This is a genomic window from Spirosoma sp. 48-14, assembly GCF_001898575.1.
Taxonomy (GTDB): domain Bacteria; phylum Bacteroidota; class Bacteroidia; order Cytophagales; family Spirosomataceae; genus Spirosoma.
On sequence record NZ_MKUD01000063.1, the window covers coordinates 142858 to 166132 of the forward strand.

The window sequence follows — 23275 nt, forward strand, 5'->3', positions numbered from 1 at the left end:
TATTCCCCTGCCTTTTATCCTCATCTAACGCTTATGAAACAATCGCTACGCACCAAAGGCGCTCACATTCGGTTCGATCAGCAAAAAGTCCTCTACCTCACCGGCGAAGAAAACTATAGCCACATTCACCTCACCAATGGCGAAGTGATTTTGATGTCGCGCACCTTAAAGTGGTTTGAAAAACGCTGGCCCTCGTTCGTACGAGTCCACAAACACACCCTGATCAATCCCCAGCATGCGTTTCGGGTAAAGCGGGCTGCCCGATTAACCCTACCCAGTTACCTGGTCATGCGGGATCAGACCCAACTGCTAATTTCCCGTCGGCGGGTAACCAGGGTGATCGCCCAATTAAGCTTTATGCCAGAAATAGGATACGAACGTCAGCCCTATCTTTTCCAAGCAGATGCAGGAAAAAGAATTCTGATTCCAGGCGCACCTAAAACCAACTCATATAGGGATGCGGGGCAAATCAGACATTAATCCGACTTCTCTTTTTAATACGAATCCTATGCCTCTTCTAACAATCGGTTAGGCCAGCGGAATACTCGCTTTATCAGCCTGACCAATGACGAACTGACGGGCTTCGTCATACTCTTCTGCCGTGCGAAGGTGCTCCAACATCAGGGGGACTTCGCGCGGTAAAGCCGTTACATTACGGATGTACGTTTGATAATCCATCTTCCCCCGCCCCGGCATGGTTTCGGCAAAATGGCCATCTTTTCCGTAAATATCCTTCGCATGGACGGATACGATCCAGCGGCCCAGCTTCTGGAATGTTTCGTTGATGAGGGCCGTGTTGTTGTAATAGCGTGCCGGACTGTTGATGATATTGGCAATATCGACATGGGCAGCAAAGGCAGGTCGATCAATGGCTTTAATGAACTTCAGATAAGAATCCGGTCCATCGGGTAAGCTCCAACCCATCATTTCGAGAGCGAATCTGGCCCGTTTTGGCTTTACGGCATCGATTATTTTCCGGCAGTTTTCAACCGTTGCGTCGATGTATTCCTGGGTCAGGTTTCGGGCATCAGGACCATCCCATTGGGTAGGGTTGAACGACCCGGCAATGTTTACACAGGTCAGCGCACCGACCGCTTCGGCCAGTGCCAGTCGTTCTGTCACGTAATCCAGGTTTTTCTTCCGTTTTACCGCATCGGCCTCCAGCATATTTACCCACGCTCCCACCTCAGCGATAAGAACATTCTGGGTAGCAAAGGCTTTCTGAATGGCATCAATCCGGGTCGTATCCGTGAGTTCTACCTTCGGAACGTAGGCCGCGCTGTAGCGTAACCGGCGATGTTCACGGGCTAACTCGTCGGGATCATCGCTTTTCAGAAAAACAGGCCCGCCTAACCGCAGCGGGTTTTGCTTCGTCGTTTGATGGGCAACGAACGCAGGCAGTAAGACACTACCCGCCAGCACGGACGACGATTGCAGAAATTTACGACGGGAGAGGGAGGCCATAGGGTTACCGATCAACGTTTTTTACCATTTCCCAGCCAACGTAATGCATCGATCAGAAAGCGGTTCTGGGTTTCGCTACTAAACGACGATGAAAGCTCCCGGTTGGTTTTCCCTTCGTAATCGATGTCGTTATGACCCATGTTTACGTAAACCATTTTATATTTTTTGTTCGTCCAGACCACCGGATAATACCCGCTATGCCAGATTTCGTGGGGTTTGGGTCCCGTACCCAACGGAAAGCTGGTGGAATCGATCGACATGAGTATGTCGATGTTTGGATTGGTTTTCAGATCATTCGTCCAGCGATACCACTCATTGGGAGCCGCTTTGAAGGTTTCGGGCAACCGCTTCGTAGCCGGGTGTTTTCGATCTTCGACCCGTAAAATAGCCGATGTAGGTCGCCAGGTGTTACTTTTATACGATCCGGCCCCAATAAATTCGTTGTGGTACCAGTCCCAGTTCTGCGGGTATTTGGAGGGTGTTAGAGCGAAAGCAGCAAAATGAAAACCTAACCAGCTCCCGCCATTTTCCATGTATTTCTGAAAGGCTTCCCGTTGGGCTGGCTCGTCGGGTCGGGTGTCCAGAAACAGGACAACCTGATAGGTAGCCAGAAAGGCCGGATTCAGATTATCCCAGTTGCTGGTCGAATCATACGAAAATCCATATTGCTCACCCATCTTCGGAAACCACCGGTTGGCTTCGTGCACAAAGCTGATGTGGGCACGGTCGTTTTGGGCCGTATAAAACGCAATAACCCGGAATTTGGGATTTTGCTGGGCCTGTAATCCGGTTATTAGCCAGAACAGGCACAGAATCAGACTATACGCAAGTTTTTTCGGAGAAGATGCCATGACATCAATTAACACATTCCTGGTATCTGAATACCTTAATCGACGGTTTCTACTCCATTTTGAGCACACGCCCCACTTCTTTATGATACAATCGGCCAATGGGCAGTTCCTGACCAGCTATATCGACGCAACTGGGTGTGTAGGCATTGATCTTGTCGACGGCAACAATGTAGGATCGGTGAATGCGCAGAAAACCAGCGTCGGGCAGCATCTCCTCCAGCGAACTAATGCTTTGCTTGACCACTAATGGCTTGGCAGACGTTGTCACAATTTTGACGTAATCTTTCAGGCTCTCCACATACAGAATATCGCGGATAAACACTTTCACCATCTTACGGTCGGCCCGGAAGTAGAGAAATGAGTTTTCGGGCGTAGCCGTTATAGGCTTTTCAACTGCCGATTCCGGCCCGTTGTCTGGTAAAGCCGCTCCTATAGCTCTGGGCTCAATCCGCATAACTTTCGACACCGCCCGTAAAAATCGCTCAAACGAAATCGGTTTCAGCAGGTAATCAACGGCATCCAGTTCGAATCCATCCAGGGCGTAATCCCGATAGGCCGTGGTAAAAATAACCTTGGGTGGCTGCCGCAGACTACGCACAAAATCGGTGCCGAGCAGTTTGGGCATTTTTATATCTAAAAAAAGCAGATCGACGGGCATCGACTGCAACACCCCGAATGCCTGAATGGCATTATGGCACTTACCCACAATAGTCAGACCATCGATCATCGCAATGTGTGACTCAATCACAGCCAGTGCCGGGGGTTCATCATCGACCAGTAAGCAACGTATTGGAGGCATGGAAAATAACTAGGTAGTGCGAAACAGACTAGAAAACGGATCAAATCAGGCGGTTTCTACCAGCTGAGCAGCGGAGGTGGCAGGCATTGTCTTCGTGGATTGCAAATCTAAGGTTAGTAAAACCATGAATGTTTCTTCTTCTGCCACAATTCGTAAATCATGCCGATCTTCATAAAGTAGTTGTAGCCGCTTTTTTACATTCTGAAGCCCTATTCCTCCCCCATGACCATCTGTTCGCTCCGGTAGTTCGCGGCTATTGATTACCTTAAATTTCAACTGATTACCCTGAACCGACAAGTCAACATGCATCCAGGCCTGCTCCAGTTGTTCGCTGGCGCCATGTTTAAACGCGTTTTCCAGAAAAGGAACCAGTAATAGCGGAGCAATCAGTTTAGTCTGATAATCGCCGGTAATACTAATTGACAAATCGAGTCGATCACCGTACCGAAGTTGCTCCAGCCCGATGTAATTTCGCATGAAAGCGATTTCTTTCTGGAGCGGTACCTCAGGCGCATTGCAGTCGTAGAGCATATAACTCAGCAATTCAGATAATTTCAACACCACTTCGGGCGAATGTTCCGATTTATTTAAGGTTAATCCGTACAGGTTATTCAGCGTATTGAACAGAAAGTGCGGATGCACCTGCGATTTCAGCAACTGCAACTCGGCCTGTAACTTTTCGTGCTCGATCTGTTGGTATGCTTCCTGTTTCTGATACCAGATTTTTACCAGTTTGATAGCTACCGCAAACCCTGCAATGGTCGTAGCGCCACGCATCCCCGCCATCATAGCAAAAAAGAAGCTGTTGCCCGAATACCGATTGAAAACCGCCATACGGATCGGATACACCACAAACTCGGCCAGAACTGCCGATATAGCAGCTGTAGCGATTACCAGCAGTATGGTACTCAAGACAACGATCCAATATCTTCCCCGCATCAGGTAACGCGGAATTACCCAATACATCAGCGTGTAGGACAGAAACATATGGGCGGGCATGAACAGGATCGAATCGATGCCGGAAACTGTAAACCCTTTCAGGAATGCCAGCGGCCACGCTACGCCTTCATGAAGCAGGTAGTTGGCCGGTAGAAATCCGTACGTCAGCGTAAAAAAGATCATCCAGACGGTCCAGAACAATCCGTGCCGAATCAATCGCTGGCGGGGTTGATTAGAGAAGACAAATTCTTTGTTCAGGCGTTGCATAGCTCATCCAATTACCTACCCGAAGATAGACAAACAGAGCCGCTTCACCTACCGAACGATTCGTTAGTCGACAGACGACAGGCTTCCGTCGCTGAACGGCTCTGTTTCGCCGGAACTACCATTCATAGACGGATAGCTGACGTATAGCGATAAACGATGGTAAACCAGCGAATTTCCTGGCAGCCAATTGATTGAAGCAGTACGTTTGATCCAGTTAACAACAAATCGAAACACACAAGCACAAACCAATGAACACACGTAAACACCTCTGCCTAACCATTATTGGTCTTTTCTTCCTGGCTGCCTCATTCGGAGCACAAGCCCAGTCATTGAATACGTTCACTACACCACAGGATGGGTTCTGGGTAATCGAAACGACCCCGAAAAGTAGTGTATCAATCGTTCGTTTTTATACCAACGACCAACGTCTGATTTATCAGGAAACCATCAGTCGGAAGTTGAATATTCGTCGCGTACAAACCAAGAAACAACTAAACGTTGCGCTTGAACAGGCTTTATTTGTTTGGAATGCTACCCATAAAGTCCCAACCGACCGTCAATGGGTGGCTATGCAGTTCGATAAATAGTTTGGAGAGGGCAGTGCGTAGCGTAGTACCACCTGTATATTCCTGTCGTATCAAACCGCGTACTCGAAACTTCAAACTATTTTTTTCAGAAAACTTTTTAACGTAGCGGGCGACCAGTTGAACTAGTCGCCCGCTACTTGTTTCTCAGATCAGGCGTAGGGTAACCTTATTCCGCAGCCTGCGATGTTACCCCTGGTTTATAAAATGCTTCGACCAATTGCCGGGCCCGAACCGATGGGTGATCATTCTGCCAATCGATACCATCGAAGGCGGTTAGTTTGGCAGGCTGGTCGTAATACACCTCACTGAGATGCTTCGCCGTGATCAGATAAATCGGCGAATTCAGTTCCCGACTAAAATAGTACGTATTCCACCCTGCCCCGGTAATGGTATTGGCGGGCAAACTGTAAATAATTACCCGATCAGCATGTTCAACCCGATAAAGCTGGCCATCGACAATCCGGTAATCGACGCCAAGCTTGCGTTCACCCCATAAAGTAGCCATAGACAGTTTAACCTCCTGCTGGTTGGGTTCATCCACTTTAACCACCGGCTCAAACACTTCATTTTTAAGCCGATAGCCTGGCTGGCCGGTGTCGAACCCATCGGTTAAGGTATGTGCGGCAAAATCGGAAGCCGACCGATAAATTCCATTGTCAGGAAAGGATACGCGTTGGGCATTTTGTTGGCCCAGAACAGAAAATGGCAATGCGGCAAGCACTGCAAAAACAATCGTTTTCATACTCATTGATGATTAAAATGAAACAAAAGAATCAACCCACTCAGGAAGTGGCAACCTGTTTACACGGTTCAGTAGCTTTGTATCATCAATCGGTTCGGGGGCGGTTATAAGCAGCTTTCCGCCTGCCCTGCAAACTTGAGTCGGTCAGATTAGGCTGATCTAAAAACGACTTTAACAATCCATTAAAAATTAAGTAGTCTGCCGGGCCTGCCCCCCTATCGGCCGGGTAAATCAAAACACCCAGCGGCTTTGTATAGAAACCTCTCAACTCTATGCAATCCAACAGACGCACGTTTATCAGGACCCTGTCAGCGGCTTCGGCAATCGTCGCAACGGAGGGCCTCGCCAAGCCATTCGGCGCTCCTGCCTACATTCCCAATCTGATGAAAGTTAGTCCGAACGATAAAATCCGGATTGCAACCATCGGGATGGGGATTCAGGGCAATTTTGACACACGGGCGGCCCTGCGTAACCCAGACATTGAACTGGTCGGAGTTGCTGATCTATACACGGGTCGGCTCGAACACGCCAAAAGCGAATACGGCAAGGATAAAACGCTGTTTACAACCCGCGATTACCGCGAAATTCTGGCCCGCCCCGATGTCGATGCGGTGCTGATTGTAACCCCCGACCACTGGCACGACCATATCACCATAGCCTCGTTGAAAGCCGGAAAGCATGTGTACTGCGAAAAACCGATGGTCCAGCACCTGAACGAAGGCAAAGCCGTGATTGATGCCTGGAAAAAATCGGGCAAGACCATGCAGGTCGGTAGCCAACGCATCAGCAGTGCCGCCTTTCAGGAAGCCAAACGGCTGGTCGAAGCGGGCGAAATTGGGGCCATCAATTACATTGAATCGAACAGCGACCGTTTCAACGCCATAGGTGCCTGGAACTACTCGATTCCACCCGATGCCTCACCCCAAACCGTCGACTGGGATCGCTTCCTGGGCGATGCGCCGAAACGACCGTTCGATGCCACCCGGTTCTTCCGCTGGCGGAACTACAAGGACTACGGCACGGGCGTTGCGGGCGATCTGTTCATCCACCTCATTACCGGCGTTCACTTCGTAACCAACACGCTGGGGCCAACCCGTATTTTCTCGTCGGGCAATCTGGCCTACTGGAAAGATGGCCGCGACGTGCCTGATGTGATGTCGTGCATCATGGATTACCCCAAAACCGACCAGCATGAGGCTTTCCAGATGGTACTCCGGGTAAACTTTGCCAACGCGGGGAAAATCAACAATGTCACACGGATCATCGGCAACGAAGGGCAGATCGAGTTTTCGGAAGATAACCTCATCATGACCAAGAAAAAGTTACCCATTGCGCCCGGCTACGGCAATTACGATAGCTTCTTTACCTTTACGGAGCCCGTTCAGCAGGAATTTGTCAAACAATACGACGCCAAATATCCGCCCGACACGCGAACCGCTGAGCCGGTAAAAGAAGTGAAGTTTACCGCCCCAAAAGATGATGACGCTCACGCCAAACACTTTGGCAACTTCTTCGAAAATGTTCGTAAAGGTAGTCAGGGTACGGTCGAAGATCCGGTATTCGGCTTCCGGGCAGCTGCTCCTGTACTGGCCTGCAACGAAAGCTATTTCGAACAAAAAGTGGTGTATTGGGACCCGGTTACGATGACGCAGAAGAATCCCTCGGCTCCCGCATCAGGAAAAAAGAAACCGTCTGTAACGGCTTCGTCAAAAATGGCAGCGAAGAAATCGTAATGAAAAATGTGTAACTAATTTTTTCGAACCCCACGGGCCAATAGAATGTCAGGATTAGACGCTGTTTGAGTTCGTGGTGGCAGGTTCTTACAACCTTGCCAGGGCAGATTTAAGAATCTGCCCTCACTCTACCTAAAGTAATACAGCAAAGGCATCATAGATTCGTAACTGAACGCTATGATGCCTTTGCTGTATTCCGTACCTGTTGCATAGCCATTCGTAATTGTTGCCGAACCGTTTCGACAGGGATTCCCAGCGAACGAGCGGCTTCTTCGGGTGTGCAGTTTTTAAATAAAACCATATCCAGCAGTTGCTTTTGCTGGCTTTCAACAGCATTAGTCGGTAAAATAGTAAGGACCGCTGCCTTACTTTCTCCCCACATCGGACGAACAACCTGCCCTGCTTCGGTTAACTGAAGTGTAGGCCTGGATACAGAAGTACGCTCCTTAAGAGCATCCAAAGCCGTGCACCGGGCAATTTGCAGGAGCCATACAAATAGGGGTTGTTTGGTGGGTTTAAATTGAGGCAGCTCATAACGGACTTTACTAAACGTTGCCTCCAGCAGCAATACAGCTTCTGCTTTCTCAGGAATAATTTTGTTGATTACTCCCAGCAACACAGCCGCATACCGATCGTAGATCGCTGAAAACGTTAGTTGATTATCGGATTCCGACTGGCCCAATAATCCCTCCTTCCGCGAGAGCGTAATTGGGATTCTCATATGGATATAGGGAAAAGTTATTCATGTTGATCAAATACCCCTTGGGTCATTACGGCAGAATTAGCAGGTCATATATGAAGCTTCTTCTTCAGAACACCATTAGCGACTAACATTTTGTTCAGCATTAAGTTTAATTATTTTTTTTTGTGGTTTCGCTCCTCACTCTTTTCTGCCCTTTCCCTGAACAAAGTAGGATTGCCATGCGGTTCGTTTGTACCTTTGAACCTGCATTCAATCAGACTTTATGAAATACAAGAAGCACGTTTTCATTTGTAATAACCAAAAGCCTGCACCCAAAAAGTCGTGTGGAGAAGCCCATGGGAACGAATTAGTCGATGCATTTAAAGCAGCTCTGGCACAGCGTGGATTACTGAAAGAGATGCGGGCACAACGAACTGGCTGCCTCGATGCCTGCGCCTTCGGCCCCAGTCTGGTCGTTTACCCCGAAGGTACATACTATGGGAATGTACAACTTTCTGATGTCGACGAAATTGTTGACAGTCATCTGGTGAACAATCAGCCCGTCGAACGATTAAAGCTGGACTTTTAACGTTTACAGCGTTGGGTATACGGTTCCTGGTAAGCTGAGTAGTCAGTCTTACTCGCGAAAACCATATACCCAACGCTGTAAATTGAAAACGACGTTCCATGTACAAACACCTGTTTTTCGACCTCGACCATACCTTGTGGGATTTCGACCGGAACTCAGCCGAGTGTATTACTGAGCTTTTTGACACCTTCCGACTGGCCGATCTGGGTATTGAGTCGGCAGCGGAATTTAGTCGGCACTTTATTGCCGTGAACCGAAAGCTGTGGGCCGACTACGACAAAAACCTGATTGAGCACAGTTACATCCGGCAGCACCGATTTCCGATGGTATTTCGGGCATTAGGCGTCGACGAGTCGGCGGTTCAGGCCGACCTGAATGCCGAATACCTGAAATTGCTTCCTTACAAACCACATCTATTGGAATCGGCCCGCGATATTCTGGACTACCTGCATGGCCGGTATGTGATGCACATTATCACCAACGGGTTCGCCGAAATTCAGGCAATCAAGATGAACAGTTCCGATATTGCTCACTATTTCGTGAACGTAATTACGAGTGAGAAAGCCAACGCCAAAAAGCCTGATCCACGGGTATTTGAGTACGCAATGGCGATCAGTGGCACAACAGCCGCCGAGAGTTTGATGATTGGCGATAACTACGAGGCCGATATTCTGGGAGCTAAAAGTGTGGGTATCGACACGCTATTCTATAACCCGGCAGGTATCTCTGTTGCCGATAAACCGACCTACGAGATTTGCCACTGGAATGAACTCAGGGCTATTCTGTAACTATGTTTGCGGTATATTGTAAGCTCCCAACTAATCAAACCTATGAACTTAACGAATAAAACAGCCATCGTTTCGGGGGGAGCTTCCGGTTTAGGCGAAGCCACTACGCGCATGCTGGTTGCGAACGGAGCCAATGTGATTATTCTGGACCTGAATGATACCCGCGGACAGGCACTGGCCGAAGAACTGGGGCCGCAGGTACGTTTTCATCGAACCAACGTTACCGATGAGGCCGACGTTCAGGCAGCGATTAATCTGGCCATACAAACGTTTGGCGGTTTGCATATCAATGTCAACTGTGCCGGAGTAGCCGAAGCCCGTAAAACAGTCGGCAAAGTCGATGGTGTATACGGTGCGCACTCGCTGGCGGCTTTTCAGAAAGTAATTTCCGTCAATTTGATTGGTACATTCAATGTTATTCGGCTGGCGGCCCTAGCTATGGAGTCGAACGCACCTGACGAAGAAGGTGAGCGTGGAGTCATTATCAATACGGCTTCGGTAGCAGCTTATGACGGGCAAATCGGCCAGGCAGCTTATTCGGCCTCAAAAGGTGGCATTGTCGGAATGACCTTACCCATTGCCCGCGATCTGGCCCGTTCCGGGATTCGGGTCATGACTATTGCGCCCGGTTTATTCGAAACACCGCTACTCGCCAGCCTCCCCGAAGAAGCGCGTCTATCGCTGGGTCATCAAGTCCCGTTCCCGTCACGATTAGGTAGGCCAGGAGAGTATGCTATGCTGGCCAAAAGCATTATCGAAAACCCGATGCTCAACGGTGAAGTGATCCGGCTGGATGGAGCCATCCGCATGGCCCCAAAATAACGGTTCTCATTTTATAACACTTCCCCGATAACAAGCAGTTGTCCGACGTAACCATTTTGGGGTGCATACTGAGCGGGATCGGCGATTACCTGATTTCGTCGTTTAAGGATCGTGGCCTTATCCAGCTTTTGCGAATCGAGGGTTATTTCGACCGTATGAACCCCATCGGGAAGCGGTGGTAGTAAAATATAGTTAGCGCGATAATACGTACAGTACTCATCGAACCGAGGGAATACCATGGGTTCCTGTCCATCGACCACCACCCGATATTGCCCGCAACCTGGTCCCATGACGTCGTATAAGCCTAAACGAGTACCTCGAAAACGGACCTTTAGTTGCTCGCCGGAATTGGTCGCTTTTAATAAAGACGTAAAGCGGTTTGAGAGCTTCCTGGCTACCGAATCAGTAGCTGGCGTAATTACCTGCCAACCCGCCGACCGAGTAGCCCGCTCGCCACTGACCATCTGAGCATTCTCCCAGTTGTTTGGATAGAGAGGCCCTTTAAGTTGCCCTCGCGGTTTTGTAGCGGTTTTATCTAATACCCTAAAGGCCCGAATCAACGCTTCGGTATAGAGTCGATGGCCCGTTTGCGGATACGGATGCACGTTATCAGCCGAAAAAACCAGTTTGCCAGGATACTCGTCGGGCTTCCCACTGAAAACCAGTTCGCCCTTTTCGGCCAACTGCACCACTTCCAGCCCCATATGAATGGACGGAATCGCATAGTGATCGGCAATCGTTTCCATCACCGAAGCCGACAGCGGGAAATAGCCTTTTGCCAATGTAGGGGCCATAGGAGCCGACAGCGTGTACACAAAACAAATATCGGTTTGCAGATTGGCCTGCCAGATTTGCCGAACGATACCTTCCATCGCTAAAGCAATTGGCGTAGGCTTTTTTCCATTATCATTTACAGCAAACTCCACAAAAACCAGGTCAGGTTTATAGGCCAGAACCTGGTCCTTCAGCCGAAAAACGCCCAGGTCAGACCCTGTACCGCCAACGGCAGCGACAATCTGCTCAATACTGGATTTCGGATATTGCTGTTGAAACCACTTCAGCGATTGTTCCCGCCAGCCTCCTCCTGCTTCGGTAATACTCCCCCCCAAATACGCTATTTTGACGTGCTGCCCGGCTCTGACTTTTTGAAAGAAATAAGGTAAGCCACTACGTGGTCTGCATTCTTGAGCCTTCACCAGCGTATCAGGCTGCGCAGCGCTCACGGTGGCAAAGCCAAGCAGCAACAGAGCGTAAAAAAATGCCGTTTTTACCATATCGAAAAATTCAGGTCGATAGTACTTTCCGCAAGCCCCACCCAGGAACGCAACAAGAATGCCGCCCTATTGAAATCATTCTCAAAAAAAAAGCGACTTACGGAATCCGCAGGTCGCTTTAAGAAATAGCATGCATGCTACATTGCTTATTGCACAGAAACCAGCTCTATATCAAACCGCAATGGAGCATAAGGCGGAATTATATAACTTGCCGTAGTCGAATTTGTTACGCCCTTACTGGCATACCCCAACTTCGAGGCAAATACAATCGTTGCTTTTTCGCCTACCTTCAGTTTTGATAACCCCTCCGAAAAACCAGGTATAAATTGGGAAGCGGTCGACGCCAGGGTTCCCGTACCAGTACTGTCAAAGGCGGTCCCCAGTTTCAGGTTCGACGTAGCTCGAAGCAATTGGCCTCGGTACTTTATAACCAGCGTTTGTGTAGGACCGGGCGTCTGGCCGGTAGGATTCGACTGTGTTTTGATAAAACGTAAGCCTGTTGATGTCACCTCGGTGGGTGTCAGCTTCTGGGTGGTCAGGTACTCATCCATCTGCTGGTCTTCAGTACGCACACGATTGAGTCGTACATCAAACCGAACAGGCGAGTTGGCCGGGAGATCGGATGTTGACCCATTCCCAAACGCCAGAACCGACGGCATAATCATCACAGCCTGATCGCCTTCATGCATTTTTAGCAGTCCCTCTTCCAGACCCGGCAGCAGTACCCCCTGGTATAAATACCGATACATAGGTGTGCTGATATAGGTTGAATCCAGCAGGCGATCCGTAACCGTAACGGCCCCGCTCGAATTACTAGGTCCATACAACGCGTAAAGACGATAATTAAATTCTAGCTCAGTACCGTAGGTTGCTGTGAGCCCCGTTGCATTTACTTTCAGCGGAGCAAAGAAAAGGCCCGTATTGCTGGTAGTGCCGGTTAGCCCTTTAAGGGATGTATACGTATTAATATCAGCCATGTTGGCCTGGTAAATCGTATTAGGGTCCTGGCTCGGATCAACAACACTATTCGAGCAGGAAGCCAGCCCGAAGCTAACCAGAAGGCCGAAAAAGAAGAAAGGTAATGTACGCATGAAAAATTGAATTGATAATCGTTTTTGATCTTAGTTTATTTGGCCGAAACCACCGTAACCGTATATACTAACGGCGTATAGGGAGCTACCCGATATAGATACGTTCCATCAGTAGGTACGGTTGCTTTATTACCAGTAGCTGCATAGCCCAACGCCGATGGGAAAATAAGGATGGCCGATTCGCCCACCCGCAACTGACTCAGCCCTTCGGTATACCCACTCAAATTCTTTACATTGGCCCCTGTTGTATCGAAGTCAAACGCCGTTTTTGCCCGAAGCTGCTTCACTGTAGCCGTTGTGGTTATTACAGTTTTACCACTCACTGCGTCGCCCGTAGGATTGGTAGTCGTTCGAATCACGCGCACCCCGTTTGTCGTCGTGGTGGTCACTGTCAATTTATTGGCAGCAATGTATTCCGTAATCTGCTGATCTTCCGTCCGCGCCCGAACGATTGTTACATCATACCGAACAGGCGAATTTGCGGCCACTTTCCCATCCGTCGACCCTACACTCTTGAACGCCAGGCTGGCAGGCATCAACATGGCAGCACTTTCTCCTTCGTGCATTTTCAGAATACCCTCCTGCAAACCCGTCTTTAGCGAACCATTGAAAAAAGGAAAAAAGGTCGATGTTGTATTATAGGCAGTATCGACAGCCTGGGCTACAATAACATTGGTATTACTGGTACTACGCGTCAGGACCGATAAAGTATAGTTTAACTCAAGCTCTTCGCCCAAAGCCGGAACCACCGTAGATGAACTCGCTTTAGTAGTCACGAAATACAGTCCACTCCCCGTTGCCGAGAATGACAGCGGTTGGGTATCGATATAGCTTTGGATAACTTCCAGATTCGACGTATCTGCAGGATCTACGGAACTGTCTGAGCAGGAAGCCAACCCTACGATTGCTAATAGGCTCAAAATGAGTAACTGAACGTTAGGCATCAACACGATACAATATAGGAACTACGCTAACTGACCCCAAAACGTGGCAAAACGTTGGGAATATGATAAAAAGTTTTCGGGTAACTGTTTACAGAAAGCCGACTATGGCAACAATACCTGATCGATCAAATGAATGACACCGTTATTAGTGAGTACATCAGCCTGCTTTACACTCGACAGGGTGGCATTCTTGGCACCTTTCACCGTAATCTGCCCTGCCCCTACCGTCACGATCAGTTTACTGCCGCTTAGCAGGGTATTATAAGTTCCCGACTGAAGCTGATTGGAAAACACCGCCCCCGGTATAACATGATACAATAACGTATTGGTCAGGGTCTGTACATTGGCCGATTCAATCGCCGTTTTCGTATTGTACACCTTGTCCATCATAAAAGCGGCATCGGTTGGTGCAAATACGGTCACTCCATTGGCAGCCGTTGTGCTCGTCAGCATATCGACCAGTGCCGGGCTACTCGTACTAACGCGCTTAAGGGCTGCTGCCAGGTAGGTCAGATTCGGATTATTCTGGATAGCGGCCAGCATACTCCCTGTAGCCGGAACCAGCACCCGATCAATGGTGTGTATATATCCATTGGCCACCGTGATCGTGGTCTGAGTCAGTTTAGCGTTGTTGATCGATACCGCCCCATCGGTCGATTTGTTCACGAACGCAATCCCTTTACTGGCCATTTCTACCGAATTAGCGCCTGAAGGAATAGCACTGATAGCAACCTGACCATATAATACATGATATAAGACAAGTGCCCGCACCTGAGCCGGTGTCATAGCCCGAATCGATTCGGCTGTAATACCCGACGCCTGAAAAGCGGCATCGGTCGGTGCAAACAATGTCATATTCCCGTCTTTGAGGGCATCACTAACCCCGGCATAAGCAACGGCCGCCCGTAATAATCCGAACTGGCTGTCTTCCAGCAGTCGGTCGGTTATGGTTTGCGGCTCTGCAACAGCATCGTCACGTTTCTGACAGCCCAATGTGGCCAGCAGGATGACAAACACTGAAAGACGACGTAGCGACATCGAAAACGAAGTGTTCATTACAATGAATGGAAAAAATAGGTTCGTACCCAAACAACGTACCGCCCTACTTTATGTTTTCTATGGGCACAAAGATACCCAACAAACAACGAAAGAATGAACGTGTAAATCAGTGAATACAAGATGGCGCCTACTTTCAGGTTTCTATGGTTAAGTATGTCGCTTGCGGTCACCTACCTACCATTAGCACAACCTAATTGAGCTTTATAAGCACATATAGGTATAGAATCCGCTGGGTAATATCTGAAAATCAACAAAATAATCCGGTTGCACTGAGGCCGATCGCTTGGAATTCCCATTAATAGTTGCGTACTTCGTGTCAAATTATAACAAAATGCAAACAGGAACTGTAAAATTCTTCAATGAGACCAAAGGGTTTGGCTTCATTAAACCTGATGATGGTAGCGCTGATATTTTTGTACACGCTTCGGGTGTCATTGATCTTATCCGTGAAAACGACAAAGTAAAGTTCAGCGTCGAGCAAGGACGGAAAGGCTTAAACGCTGTTGATGTCGAGCGAGCTTAATTGTGCGATATACGTAGTAAGTCATAAAAAAAGCACACCCGCAAGGTGTGCTTTTTTCTTATAGTGGATTCGGGTATATAAAACGATAAGAGTAGATTTCTCAATCCACAATACCCCAAGAGTAACGGGTATCCCTTCGTTGACATCTTCCCTCGACTGGACCTATCGACCAAATTGAGGAATCAGGTCGAATCGTTTCGTTGCCTGTTCATCGCTCAAATACAGCACCGTTTTGGGCATACCTTTCACCAAATAGGGCTTTTTGGCCGCTTCGGCCTGTTGGCGTGCTACTTCATGCCGCTCTTTAGCCGTTAATTTCGAGTGTTCTCTCATAATATGTCAGGAACTCGTTAACCTATTGAATTCGCAAAGAGCTATTCACCAATTATCCTGGCTCATAGCTGTTTTTTTACCTGAATGGCACTCGCCCCTTTAGGTGTAGTCTTTATTTCGAAAATGACGCGATCATTTTCGCTGATTGGCTCGATTAATTCATTCTGATGAACAAAAACACTTTGTCGGCTTTGCTTATCCCGAATAAATCCGTACCCTTTTACCGGATCAAACCGAGTCAGAACACCCTCTCGAACACGTTCCGTTTTTACCTGATTCGATTGACCATCGGCGGCAGCATCCTGCTTTGATTCAGAAGGCCTATAGATAGGGGGCGATGACGACAAATTACCATTTTCATCCACATACGCTAACATCTGATCTAAGCTCTTGCCTTTAGTGAGGTTAGATTTTCTGTCTTCCCGTTTTTCTTGCTTTTGCAGTTTCTTCTTTTGTCTGGCTTTTTCTTTCTCTCGTTTGTTAAATGTTTCTTTGGATGTGCTCATATAGAGAATTTATAGTCCTGAATAGTAATAGTGGATTCAAAGTCATAACTGACCCGGCAGAAAAATCCCTGGTTCAATTGATAGCTGTAGCCCCATAAATGATCGCTTATTCGTTTTAGGATAGGCTGGGTTTGGGCTTCGCTAGCCGCAAACGGGATAAAAAACGGCATGAGTTGATGGCTAAAGGACGTGCTAGACCGTCAACTCAAAGGGAGCGGAAGGAGAAGTAGTCGATAAACAACTATTTTTTCCTAAAGGTATGTAAATTAATCAGAATATAAACGAATTATTAGGTGAATAGAGCCCATCAGACTAGAAATACTCAAAAGGTTTTCTGATTCGACGTATTAAAATAAGTTAAGACCCACTGCATGCTTCATCTCTATTCTTTTGATCTGATAGAATTTAGTAACTTTGCAGACTAGGCAGTCGAACATTGGCGATCTAAAGGCATATATCTTAATTCTTGTTAAAACGCCCCACTTGGGATGAAGGAACATATTAACCCGAGCAATCTGCCCCAGCACATAGCCGTTATCATGGATGGAAATGGACGCTGGGCAAAACGACAGGGAGCCGCCCGGGTATTTGGTCATCGCAGTGCCATCAAGGCTGTGCGTGAAGTTACGGAAGGATGCGCCGAACTGGGCGTAAAGTACCTTACCCTCTATGCGTTTTCCACCGAAAACTGGAATCGCCCAAAGTTCGAAGTAGACGCACTCATGACGCTCCTGGTCCATACCATTCGGGATGAGATAAAAACACTGATGAACAATAATGTTCGGCTGGCAACCATCGGCAACATCGATAGTCTGCCAACGGACTGCCGACGGGAACTGTCCGAAGCGATCCGCGAAACCAGTCAGAATACGGGTTTAACGCTCATTCTGGCCTTGAGCTACAGCGGCCGTTGGGATATAGTGGAAGCCGCTAAAAGACTGGCTGAAGATGTCCGGGATGGCAAATTGACCCCTGAGCAGATTGACGAAACGGCATTTAGCCACCATCTGACTACGGGCGATATCCCCGACCCAGAACTGATGATCCGAACCAGTGGCGAGATGCGTATCAGCAATTTTATGCTTTGGCAACTGGCGTATGCGGAGTTATATATGCCCGATGTACTCTGGCCCGACTTTCGGAAAATCCACCTGCACGAAGCGATTGTGAATTATCAGCAACGCGAGCGCCGGTTTGGTAAAATCAGTGAGCAATTGGTAAAATAAACCGTCTGAAATCCAACCCTGTAGGGTTAAATGGAATCTAATCAACATAATGAATGAATAATAGATAATGTAAAGTGAATACCATCTGCTGATGCGTTCTCATTATTCATTTCATATTATTCATTCACTTAACGTGAATACCAACTTGGAACACCGTATAAAAGTCATATTTGGAGCCGTTTGTCTGCTCATGAGCCTGCTACCCGCTCAGCTACAGGCTCAGGTACGCGTAGGTGTAGGTCGCGACACTCCGTCTGCACCCGCAGAAAGTAATGAACTACTCAATTATGCTAACCCCAAAGAATACGAAATTGTTGGTTTGACCGTAACGGGCACCCGCTACCTTGATCCCAACTCCCTGGTATCGTTGGCGGGCCTGAAAATGGGCGACAAAATCCGAATTCCAGGCGAAGCAGTTGGCTCATCAGTACGTAAGCTAATGGAATCAGGGCTGCTCGACAATGTGGAGCTGTTCGCAACCAATGTCAATGGAGAAAAAATCTCCCTTATGTTCCGCGTTCAGGAACGCCCCCGTCTTTACCGGGTCAACTTCATCGGCGTCAAAAAAGGGGAACAGGACAACCTGAAAGATAAAATCAAGCTTAACCTGGGTAAAATTGTAACAAATACTATTACCAAGAATACCCAATTGGCCGTCCGTAAGTACTTCGTCGATAAGGGGTATCTGAATACAAAAGTTAAAATCACGACAATTCCTGATAGCACGCGCAACAATGCGACCATGCGGGTATCGGTCGACAAGGGTCAAAAAATCAAAATTGCCAAAATCAATTTCGAAGGACTGGACGAGGTTGACGAAGATGCTGTACGGATGAAGATGAAGAGTACCAAAGAAATGCGCTTCGGCCGACTCTTCTCTCCTTCGAAATTTATCCCCAAAAAGTACGAAGAGGATAAGCAAAAGCTGCTGGAATACTATAACAAGCTTGGCTACCGCGATGCCGCCATCGAACACGATACCGTAATCAACAACGGGGGGCGCACCATCAGCATCAACATGAAGCTGAACGAAGGCCACCAGTATTATTATCGGAAAATCGATTTTTCGGGCAACTACCTATACACAGCCGATCAGCTCCGCCAGGTACTCGGTATCACCAAAGGCGATGTTTACAACCCTGAAGATCTGGAGAAGCGCCTGAACGGAAATCCAGGGCAGGACTTGAGTTCGCAGTACATGGATTTGGGTTATCTGTATTACAATGCCCAGCCCATCGAACGAGCTATTGAAGGCGATTCTATTGACCTTGAAATCCGAATTTTCGAAGGGAAACAAGCGACGATCAACAAGGTAATTCTGAATGGGAATACGAAAACCAGCGACCATGTAGTCATGCGGACCATTCGGACACTACCCGGTCAGAAATTCTCGAAAACAGCCCTGATTCGTACACAACGTGAATTGGCTACACTTGGCTATTTCGATCCCGAAAAAATTGGCATTAATCCTGTCCCACAGAGCGACGGAACCGTCGATATTGAATACTCGGTTGAAGAAAAACCCTCTGATCAGATCGAATTATCAGGTGGTTGGGGTGGTTACGTTGGTTTCGTCGGAACCCTCGGTCTGACGTTCAACAACTTCTCGGCCCGCAATATTCCGAACTTTAGTGCCTGGAAACCCCTGCCTGCGGGTGATGGTCAGCGGGTGCAGTTGCGCTTCCAGGCCAATGGTAGCCAGTATCAGGTATATTCGTTGTCATTTACCGAACCCTGGTTAGGTGGACGCAAACCAAACGCTTTTTCAGTGAGTGCCAGCCATACGGTGTACCGGACGTTCTACGACCCACTCAACCCATACAGTATCTATCAGAGTTTGCAGGGCCGTACCCCGACGGGTTCGTATACCAACACAGCCATTACAATTGGGCTAGGACGTCAGTTGAAGATTCCAGATGATTACTTCTCACTGACCAACTCCCTGTCTTATCAACGATATGACCTGAATAACCTTGACCTGTTCTACATTGGTTATAAGGATGGTATTTCGAATAACATTACGTTCAACACAACCTTATCGCGTAATAGCATCGACAATCCGCAGTTCCCAAGGAATGGTTCTTCGTTCACACTGAGCGGTTCGTTTACTCCCCCGTATTCGGCATGGCGCACAACAACTGCGGCAGAAGCTCCAAGAGATAAATACAAATTCGTAGAGTACCATAAGTGGATGTTCGATGCAAGCTGGTTCCAGACGGTATTTGGCAAACTGGTTCTGAATGCCCGTGCTCACCTGGGCTTCTTGGGTAGCTATAACAAACGCACCTCTATCGGTCCATTCGAACGCTTCGTTTTAGGCGGCTCGGGTCTGGCCGGCCAGGGTCAGTTTGCACTGGCACAGGACATTATCGGTCTTCGTGGGTATGATGATCGTAGTGTATACACAGCCGATTATGACCGGGCCGTTGATCAGACCTCACGCAGTCAGGGCGGTGTCGTGTATAACAAGTTCGTTGCTGAACTTCGTTACCCCGTATCGCTGAACCCGTCGGCAACCATCTTTGTACTGACCTTCCTGGAAGCCGGTAATAACTGGGCCAGTTACAAGCAGTATAATCCGTTCGATCTGAAGCGGTCGATGGGCTTTGGTGCTCGTATTTTCATGCCTGCTTTTGGTCTGATTGGTATTGACTATGGCTACGGTTTCGATAAGATACCGGGCGTTAAAGACAAGGCATCGGGTCAGTTCCACTTTACGATTGGGCAGCAAATCAGATAAGATTTTAGAAGAATTGACGTTAAATGGATTTACGAGTCTGGCTACCCGAGCGGTACGGTTTTTGTAACGGTTTGTTCGCCAATTGCTCATAAATCCATTTGACAATCAACACCTTCCCGCAAAAATTACCTGGCTCCTGATGAAAAAAGTCCTGTTTTTTGTATTTTTGTATGCTATTGCGTTGAGTATTCCCGCTCAGGCCCAGAAGTTTGGCTACATTGATTCGGAATACATCTTCAGTAAAATGCCTGAATATCAAAAAGCACTCAGCGAAATCGATAAGTTTGCTGATAAATGGTCAAAGGATATTCAGGATAAATACGTCGATATTGAAAAATTGCAAAAGGCGTATCAGGCGGAAGAAATTCTGCTGACCGAAGATATGAAACGAGACCGCCAGCGCATCATTAGCGACAAAGAGCGTGAAGCTCGCGAATACAACAACAAAGTCTTTGGTTATCAGGGACTTCTGTATGAAAAGAAGAAGGAGTTGATGAAAGCTCCAATGGAGTTGATAAACCGGGCTGTTGAAAAAATATGCCTGCAAAAAAAATTGGATTTCATGTTCGATAAAGCCTCTGATTTTGTTATGCTTTATACGAATCCCCGACACGATTACTCCGATTATGTGATGGAAGAACTGGGGCTGGATACTAAACCAATAGCTACCCCAACCAATCCAACCAACAAAACAACCATAGTAAAACCGAAGTAAGCTAAAACAACTAAAAATTCGAAATGAAGAAAAATCTCGTCATGGCGTTTGCTGCTGCTCTACTGATGGGCGGTTTAAACGCACAGGCACAAGCCCCAACGACAACGCCCACTACGACCTCCGCAGCGGGTCCGCTGAAGTTAGGCTATACGAACATTGATTACGTTCTGTCGCAAACTCCCGAAGCAAAAGATATTCAAAACCAACTGACCATCCAGCGTACGCAAACAGAAAACGAACTGAAGCGCATGCAGAAAGAGTTGGAAGACAAATACAGCGCCTATGAAAAAGGAGCTGCCCAAATGTCGGATGTGATTCGGAAAGACCGCGAAACAGAATTACAGAGCCTTCAGGCCCGTATTCAGGAGTTCGGCCAGACCTCGCAGCAATCGTTGCAGAGCAAGTATCAGCAATTGGTGAACCCAGTTGTTCAGAAAATTCAGAAAGCCATTGATGCGGTTGCCAAAGAAAGCGGCTTCCAGTATGTATTTAACCTGGACGCTGGCGCTAACACCATCCCCATTCTGTTGGTGGCTCCTGAAGAAAACAATATCACCGAGCTGGTGCTGAAAAAACTAGGTATCGATCCAGCTAAAGCCGCTGCAGCTGCTAAACCTGCTACAACGGGTGGTAGCACAGCCCCAGCACCCAAACCTGCTACACCAGCAGGTGGCACCGCTCCTAAGAAAAACTAAATTTCTTTCATCGAGAAAAGCGCTTTACCAACCCGGTAAGGCGCTTTTTTTATGCGCTGTACTTGACCTACGAATAAACCTACAAAATCTATTGACAAAATACTGGCCAAAAGCTTTGCTAAGAACGCGATAAAAGCCTTCAAAAAAGTCAATTATTTCAGGGTAAAACCAAGTAATACATAAGAAAAATCTTAAAACTGACGATTATCAACCGTTAGACGAAATCTTGGTCGTATTTTTGCGTTTTTTAAGACAGACTACCCTCGAACGTCCTTATGACCCGAACTGTCGGTTTAGTATCATGGCTGTTAGCAATCGTATGTTTCGGTAGCAGCTATGCTCAAGATTCAAAGCCACTACAACTCGTTTTCCCAACCCAGAACAACTGGAATATTGTTTCGGAAGGAACCCCTGTCCGGTTTGATCTCAAAGCTACTGGCTCCACGACGGATACCCTACTGTTTGCATTCGGCAGTGATCCTGTAGAAGGGATGCACCTGGATTCGCTGGGCCATTTTACGTGGACACCTGGCTTCGGCCTTGCCGACCGGATTCAGACCACCAAAACCTACCCCGTAACCTTTGAGGTTCGTAACAGTCATGGCCAGACGGCTTCGCAGACGGTCGATTTCAAAGTCCAGCACGTCAACCGCCCACCCGTGATCGACGAGTTGCGTCCGTTTTACGTAAGCTACCGAACGCAGAACACCTATAAGATGGACGCGCAAATGGTGCATGACGATGATGGCGACCCGATCGTGTTCATTCCCATTACGGATCAAATGCCCGAAGGCAGTAAGCTCTCGTCGCAGGGAGAATTGACCTGGACCCTATCGCTGAACCAGTTCAATCGGCTGAAGCAAAATCCGCAGTATATTGAGTTCTGGGTAGAAGATCAGCCCTCCAAAGTTCGAACCAAAGGCCGGCTCAAAGTAGAGGTGACGCAAATGGATCTGCCGCCTGACATATCTATTATTCCGAAAGAATCACATTACAAACTCCGCGAAAACGCTACCGTCAACCTAAAATTCTATTTATCAGACTTAAATGGCGATGATGATGTTTCGACCTTTGGCTTTTTATCGGATAACCAGAATATCCCCAAGTCAGCGCTGGTCAAGAACACCAACAACCAATACGAATTTATCTGGCAGCCGGGCTACGAATTCGTTAAGGACCCCTATGATTCGCTGAACGTTCAAATCACCTTTTATGTGCTGGATAAAGCCCAGAACCGGGAGGAAAAACGCATTACATTTACCATTCTGAATACCGTAAACGAGGCTGAGAAAGACCGCTATTACTATGCCCAATACCGACAGGCATTAGTACAGGCCTGGGGCCTTGTGGAGCAACTGAGCGAAAAAGAAGAACAACTTAAGCGCGATTACCGGAAAGCCAAAGGCGGCAAACGCAATCGATCAGTAGCCAACGCATCACTTGGTGCCATAACCGGTGTATCGCCTGCCATTACGGCCAATGACCCGAATTCACAAAAGATTATTTCAGCAGTTGGCGGTACGGCCGTCCTCACAATGGGTACCCTCGAAGCAACTGAAGTCATCGGAAAGTCGATGAAAGATCTGCTCGATCGCTACAATTATGTGCTGGGCAAGAAAAGCGAATTACAGAATAAGGGCGACGTTTTCGCACGGGAGTTTGCGCTCAAATCATCACGTCGTAATAATGAATTCATCAAAAAGCTGGATGACTTCCGTAATTCGATGAGTTTGAGTGGCCTGGTCGCACTTGAGTTAGATGCGAACTGGCAAAGCAAGAAAGACTCCTCCGACAAAGCCATCAAGAGGACCTTCAAAGACTTCACCCCGCTGGAAGAAACGCAGTAATCATTGGCCGTCTTCAGCTCGACTGATACGTCAGCGAACTGAAGACGACAAGCAGAAAA

24 protein-coding genes are annotated in these 23275 nt (G+C 47.9%); 12 read left to right on the forward strand and 12 right to left on the reverse strand.

The genetic code is table 11. The annotated features are described in order from the left end of the window. Positions 1 to 33 precede the first annotated feature (33 nt). Entirely contained in the window at positions 34 to 480 is a 447-nt protein-coding gene (locus BGO59_RS27630; RefSeq protein WP_293689155.1) for a LytTR family DNA-binding domain-containing protein, read from the forward strand. A gap of 48 nt (positions 481 to 528) precedes the next feature. Here BGO59_RS27630 and BGO59_RS27635 read toward each other — a convergent pair whose 3' ends face one another. From BGO59_RS27635 to BGO59_RS27650, 4 genes are read right to left on the reverse strand one after another with little or no spacing between them, the layout of a single operon-like run. After that, entirely contained in the window at positions 529 to 1464 is a 936-nt protein-coding gene (locus tag BGO59_RS27635; RefSeq protein WP_293689157.1) for a sugar phosphate isomerase/epimerase, read from the reverse strand. An 11-nt stretch (positions 1465 to 1475) separates the two neighbouring features. After that, complete coding sequence (locus BGO59_RS27640) at positions 1476 to 2315, reverse strand: ThuA domain-containing protein (protein WP_293689159.1); 840 nt, start codon at positions 2313 to 2315, stop codon at positions 1476 to 1478. Between the two features lie 49 nt (positions 2316 to 2364). Continuing rightward, positions 2365 to 3114, reverse strand: a complete 750-nt coding sequence (locus BGO59_RS27645) for a LytTR family DNA-binding domain-containing protein (RefSeq protein ID WP_293689161.1) — start codon at positions 3112 to 3114, stop codon at positions 2365 to 2367. 45 nt (positions 3115 to 3159) lie between these two features. Continuing rightward, entirely contained in the window at positions 3160 to 4320 is a 1161-nt protein-coding gene (locus tag BGO59_RS27650) for a sensor histidine kinase (RefSeq protein WP_293689163.1), read from the reverse strand. Between the two features lie 248 nt (positions 4321 to 4568). On the opposite strand from BGO59_RS27650, the gene BGO59_RS27655 reads away from it, so the two are divergent. Then, positions 4569 to 4907, forward strand: a complete 339-nt coding sequence (locus BGO59_RS27655; protein WP_293689165.1) for a hypothetical protein — start codon at positions 4569 to 4571, stop codon at positions 4905 to 4907. Positions 4908 to 5073: 166 nt separating this feature from the next. On the opposite strand, the gene BGO59_RS27660 is transcribed toward BGO59_RS27655, so the two are convergent. Next, complete coding sequence (locus BGO59_RS27660) at positions 5074 to 5649, reverse strand: hypothetical protein (RefSeq protein WP_293689167.1); 576 nt, start codon at positions 5647 to 5649, stop codon at positions 5074 to 5076. 272 nt (positions 5650 to 5921) lie between these two features. On the opposite strand from BGO59_RS27660, the gene BGO59_RS27665 reads away from it, so the two are divergent. Further along, the gene (locus tag BGO59_RS27665) at positions 5922 to 7382 is read left to right on the forward strand and encodes a Gfo/Idh/MocA family oxidoreductase (RefSeq protein WP_293689169.1); all 1461 of its coding nucleotides are present in this window, start codon (positions 5922 to 5924) and stop codon (positions 7380 to 7382) included. Positions 7383 to 7557: 175 nt separating this feature from the next. Here BGO59_RS27665 and BGO59_RS27670 read toward each other — a convergent pair whose 3' ends face one another. Beyond that, positions 7558 to 8103 (reverse strand): sigma factor-like helix-turn-helix DNA-binding protein, encoded by a 546-nt coding sequence (locus BGO59_RS27670; protein WP_293689171.1) that lies wholly within the window; start codon positions 8101 to 8103, stop codon positions 7558 to 7560. Between the two features lie 244 nt (positions 8104 to 8347). Between BGO59_RS27670 and BGO59_RS27675 the strand changes: the two genes are divergently transcribed. The 3 genes from BGO59_RS27675 to BGO59_RS27685 all read left to right on the forward strand — a co-directional run bounded on the left by BGO59_RS27675 (position 8348) and on the right by BGO59_RS27685 (position 10263). Next, positions 8348 to 8653 (forward strand): (2Fe-2S) ferredoxin domain-containing protein, encoded by a 306-nt coding sequence (locus tag BGO59_RS27675; RefSeq protein WP_293689173.1) that lies wholly within the window; start codon positions 8348 to 8350, stop codon positions 8651 to 8653. 98 nt (positions 8654 to 8751) lie between these two features. Continuing rightward, complete coding sequence (locus BGO59_RS27680; RefSeq protein WP_293689175.1) at positions 8752 to 9441, forward strand: YjjG family noncanonical pyrimidine nucleotidase; 690 nt, start codon at positions 8752 to 8754, stop codon at positions 9439 to 9441. A 42-nt stretch (positions 9442 to 9483) separates the two neighbouring features. Beyond that, entirely contained in the window at positions 9484 to 10263 is a 780-nt protein-coding gene (locus tag BGO59_RS27685; protein WP_293689177.1) for a 3-hydroxyacyl-CoA dehydrogenase, read from the forward strand. 11 nt (positions 10264 to 10274) lie between these two features. On the opposite strand, the gene BGO59_RS27690 is transcribed toward BGO59_RS27685, so the two are convergent. The 4 genes from BGO59_RS27690 to BGO59_RS27705 form a co-directional block, all read right to left on the reverse strand. After that, positions 10275 to 11537 carry an SGNH/GDSL hydrolase family protein gene (locus BGO59_RS27690; RefSeq protein ID WP_293689179.1) on the reverse strand — a complete coding sequence of 421 codons (1263 nt, stop codon included), beginning with the start codon at positions 11535 to 11537 and terminating at the stop codon, positions 10275 to 10277. Between the two features lie 146 nt (positions 11538 to 11683). Beyond that, a complete protein-coding gene (locus tag BGO59_RS27695) occupies positions 11684 to 12628 on the reverse strand; it encodes an FKBP-type peptidyl-prolyl cis-trans isomerase (protein WP_293689181.1) in 945 nt (314 codons plus the stop codon). A 35-nt stretch (positions 12629 to 12663) separates the two neighbouring features. Next, on the reverse strand, positions 12664 to 13548 hold the full coding sequence (locus BGO59_RS27700; protein WP_293689183.1) for an FKBP-type peptidyl-prolyl cis-trans isomerase: 885 nt from the start codon (positions 13546 to 13548) through the stop codon (positions 12664 to 12666). Positions 13549 to 13674: 126 nt separating this feature from the next. Then, positions 13675 to 14628: a fasciclin domain-containing protein gene (locus BGO59_RS27705; RefSeq protein ID WP_293689185.1), complete on the reverse strand. Its 954-nt coding sequence runs from the start codon at positions 14626 to 14628 to the stop codon at positions 13675 to 13677. A gap of 334 nt (positions 14629 to 14962) precedes the next feature. On the opposite strand from BGO59_RS27705, the gene BGO59_RS27710 reads away from it, so the two are divergent. After that, a complete protein-coding gene (locus tag BGO59_RS27710; protein ID WP_293689187.1) occupies positions 14963 to 15154 on the forward strand; it encodes a cold-shock protein in 192 nt (63 codons plus the stop codon). A gap of 162 nt (positions 15155 to 15316) precedes the next feature. Here the strand turns inward: BGO59_RS27710 and BGO59_RS27715 are convergent, their stop codons facing one another. Continuing rightward, complete coding sequence (locus tag BGO59_RS27715; RefSeq protein WP_293689189.1) at positions 15317 to 15487, reverse strand: hypothetical protein; 171 nt, start codon at positions 15485 to 15487, stop codon at positions 15317 to 15319. A gap of 62 nt (positions 15488 to 15549) precedes the next feature. Next, positions 15550 to 15993, reverse strand: coding sequence for a cold-shock protein (locus tag BGO59_RS27720; RefSeq protein WP_293689191.1), 444 nt, complete (start codon positions 15991 to 15993; stop codon positions 15550 to 15552). Between the two features lie 488 nt (positions 15994 to 16481). Here BGO59_RS27720 and BGO59_RS27725 point away from each other — a divergent pair, with 488 nt between their 5' ends. From BGO59_RS27725 to BGO59_RS27745, 5 genes are all read left to right on the forward strand, one after another. Then, a complete protein-coding gene (locus BGO59_RS27725; protein ID WP_293689193.1) occupies positions 16482 to 17219 on the forward strand; it encodes an isoprenyl transferase in 738 nt (245 codons plus the stop codon). Between the two features lie 190 nt (positions 17220 to 17409). Continuing rightward, entirely contained in the window at positions 17410 to 19959 is a 2550-nt protein-coding gene (gene bamA / locus BGO59_RS27730) for an outer membrane protein assembly factor BamA (protein WP_293689882.1), read from the forward strand. Positions 19960 to 20098: 139 nt separating this feature from the next. Further along, positions 20099 to 20674, forward strand: coding sequence for an OmpH family outer membrane protein (locus tag BGO59_RS27735; protein WP_020594863.1), 576 nt, complete (start codon positions 20099 to 20101; stop codon positions 20672 to 20674). 23 nt (positions 20675 to 20697) lie between these two features. Further along, positions 20698 to 21369: an OmpH family outer membrane protein gene (locus tag BGO59_RS27740; protein WP_293689197.1), complete on the forward strand. Its 672-nt coding sequence runs from the start codon at positions 20698 to 20700 to the stop codon at positions 21367 to 21369. Positions 21370 to 21644: 275 nt separating this feature from the next. Beyond that, positions 21645 to 23216 (forward strand): hypothetical protein, encoded by a 1572-nt coding sequence (locus BGO59_RS27745; RefSeq protein ID WP_293689199.1) that lies wholly within the window; start codon positions 21645 to 21647, stop codon positions 23214 to 23216. Positions 23217 to 23275 lie beyond the last annotated feature (59 nt).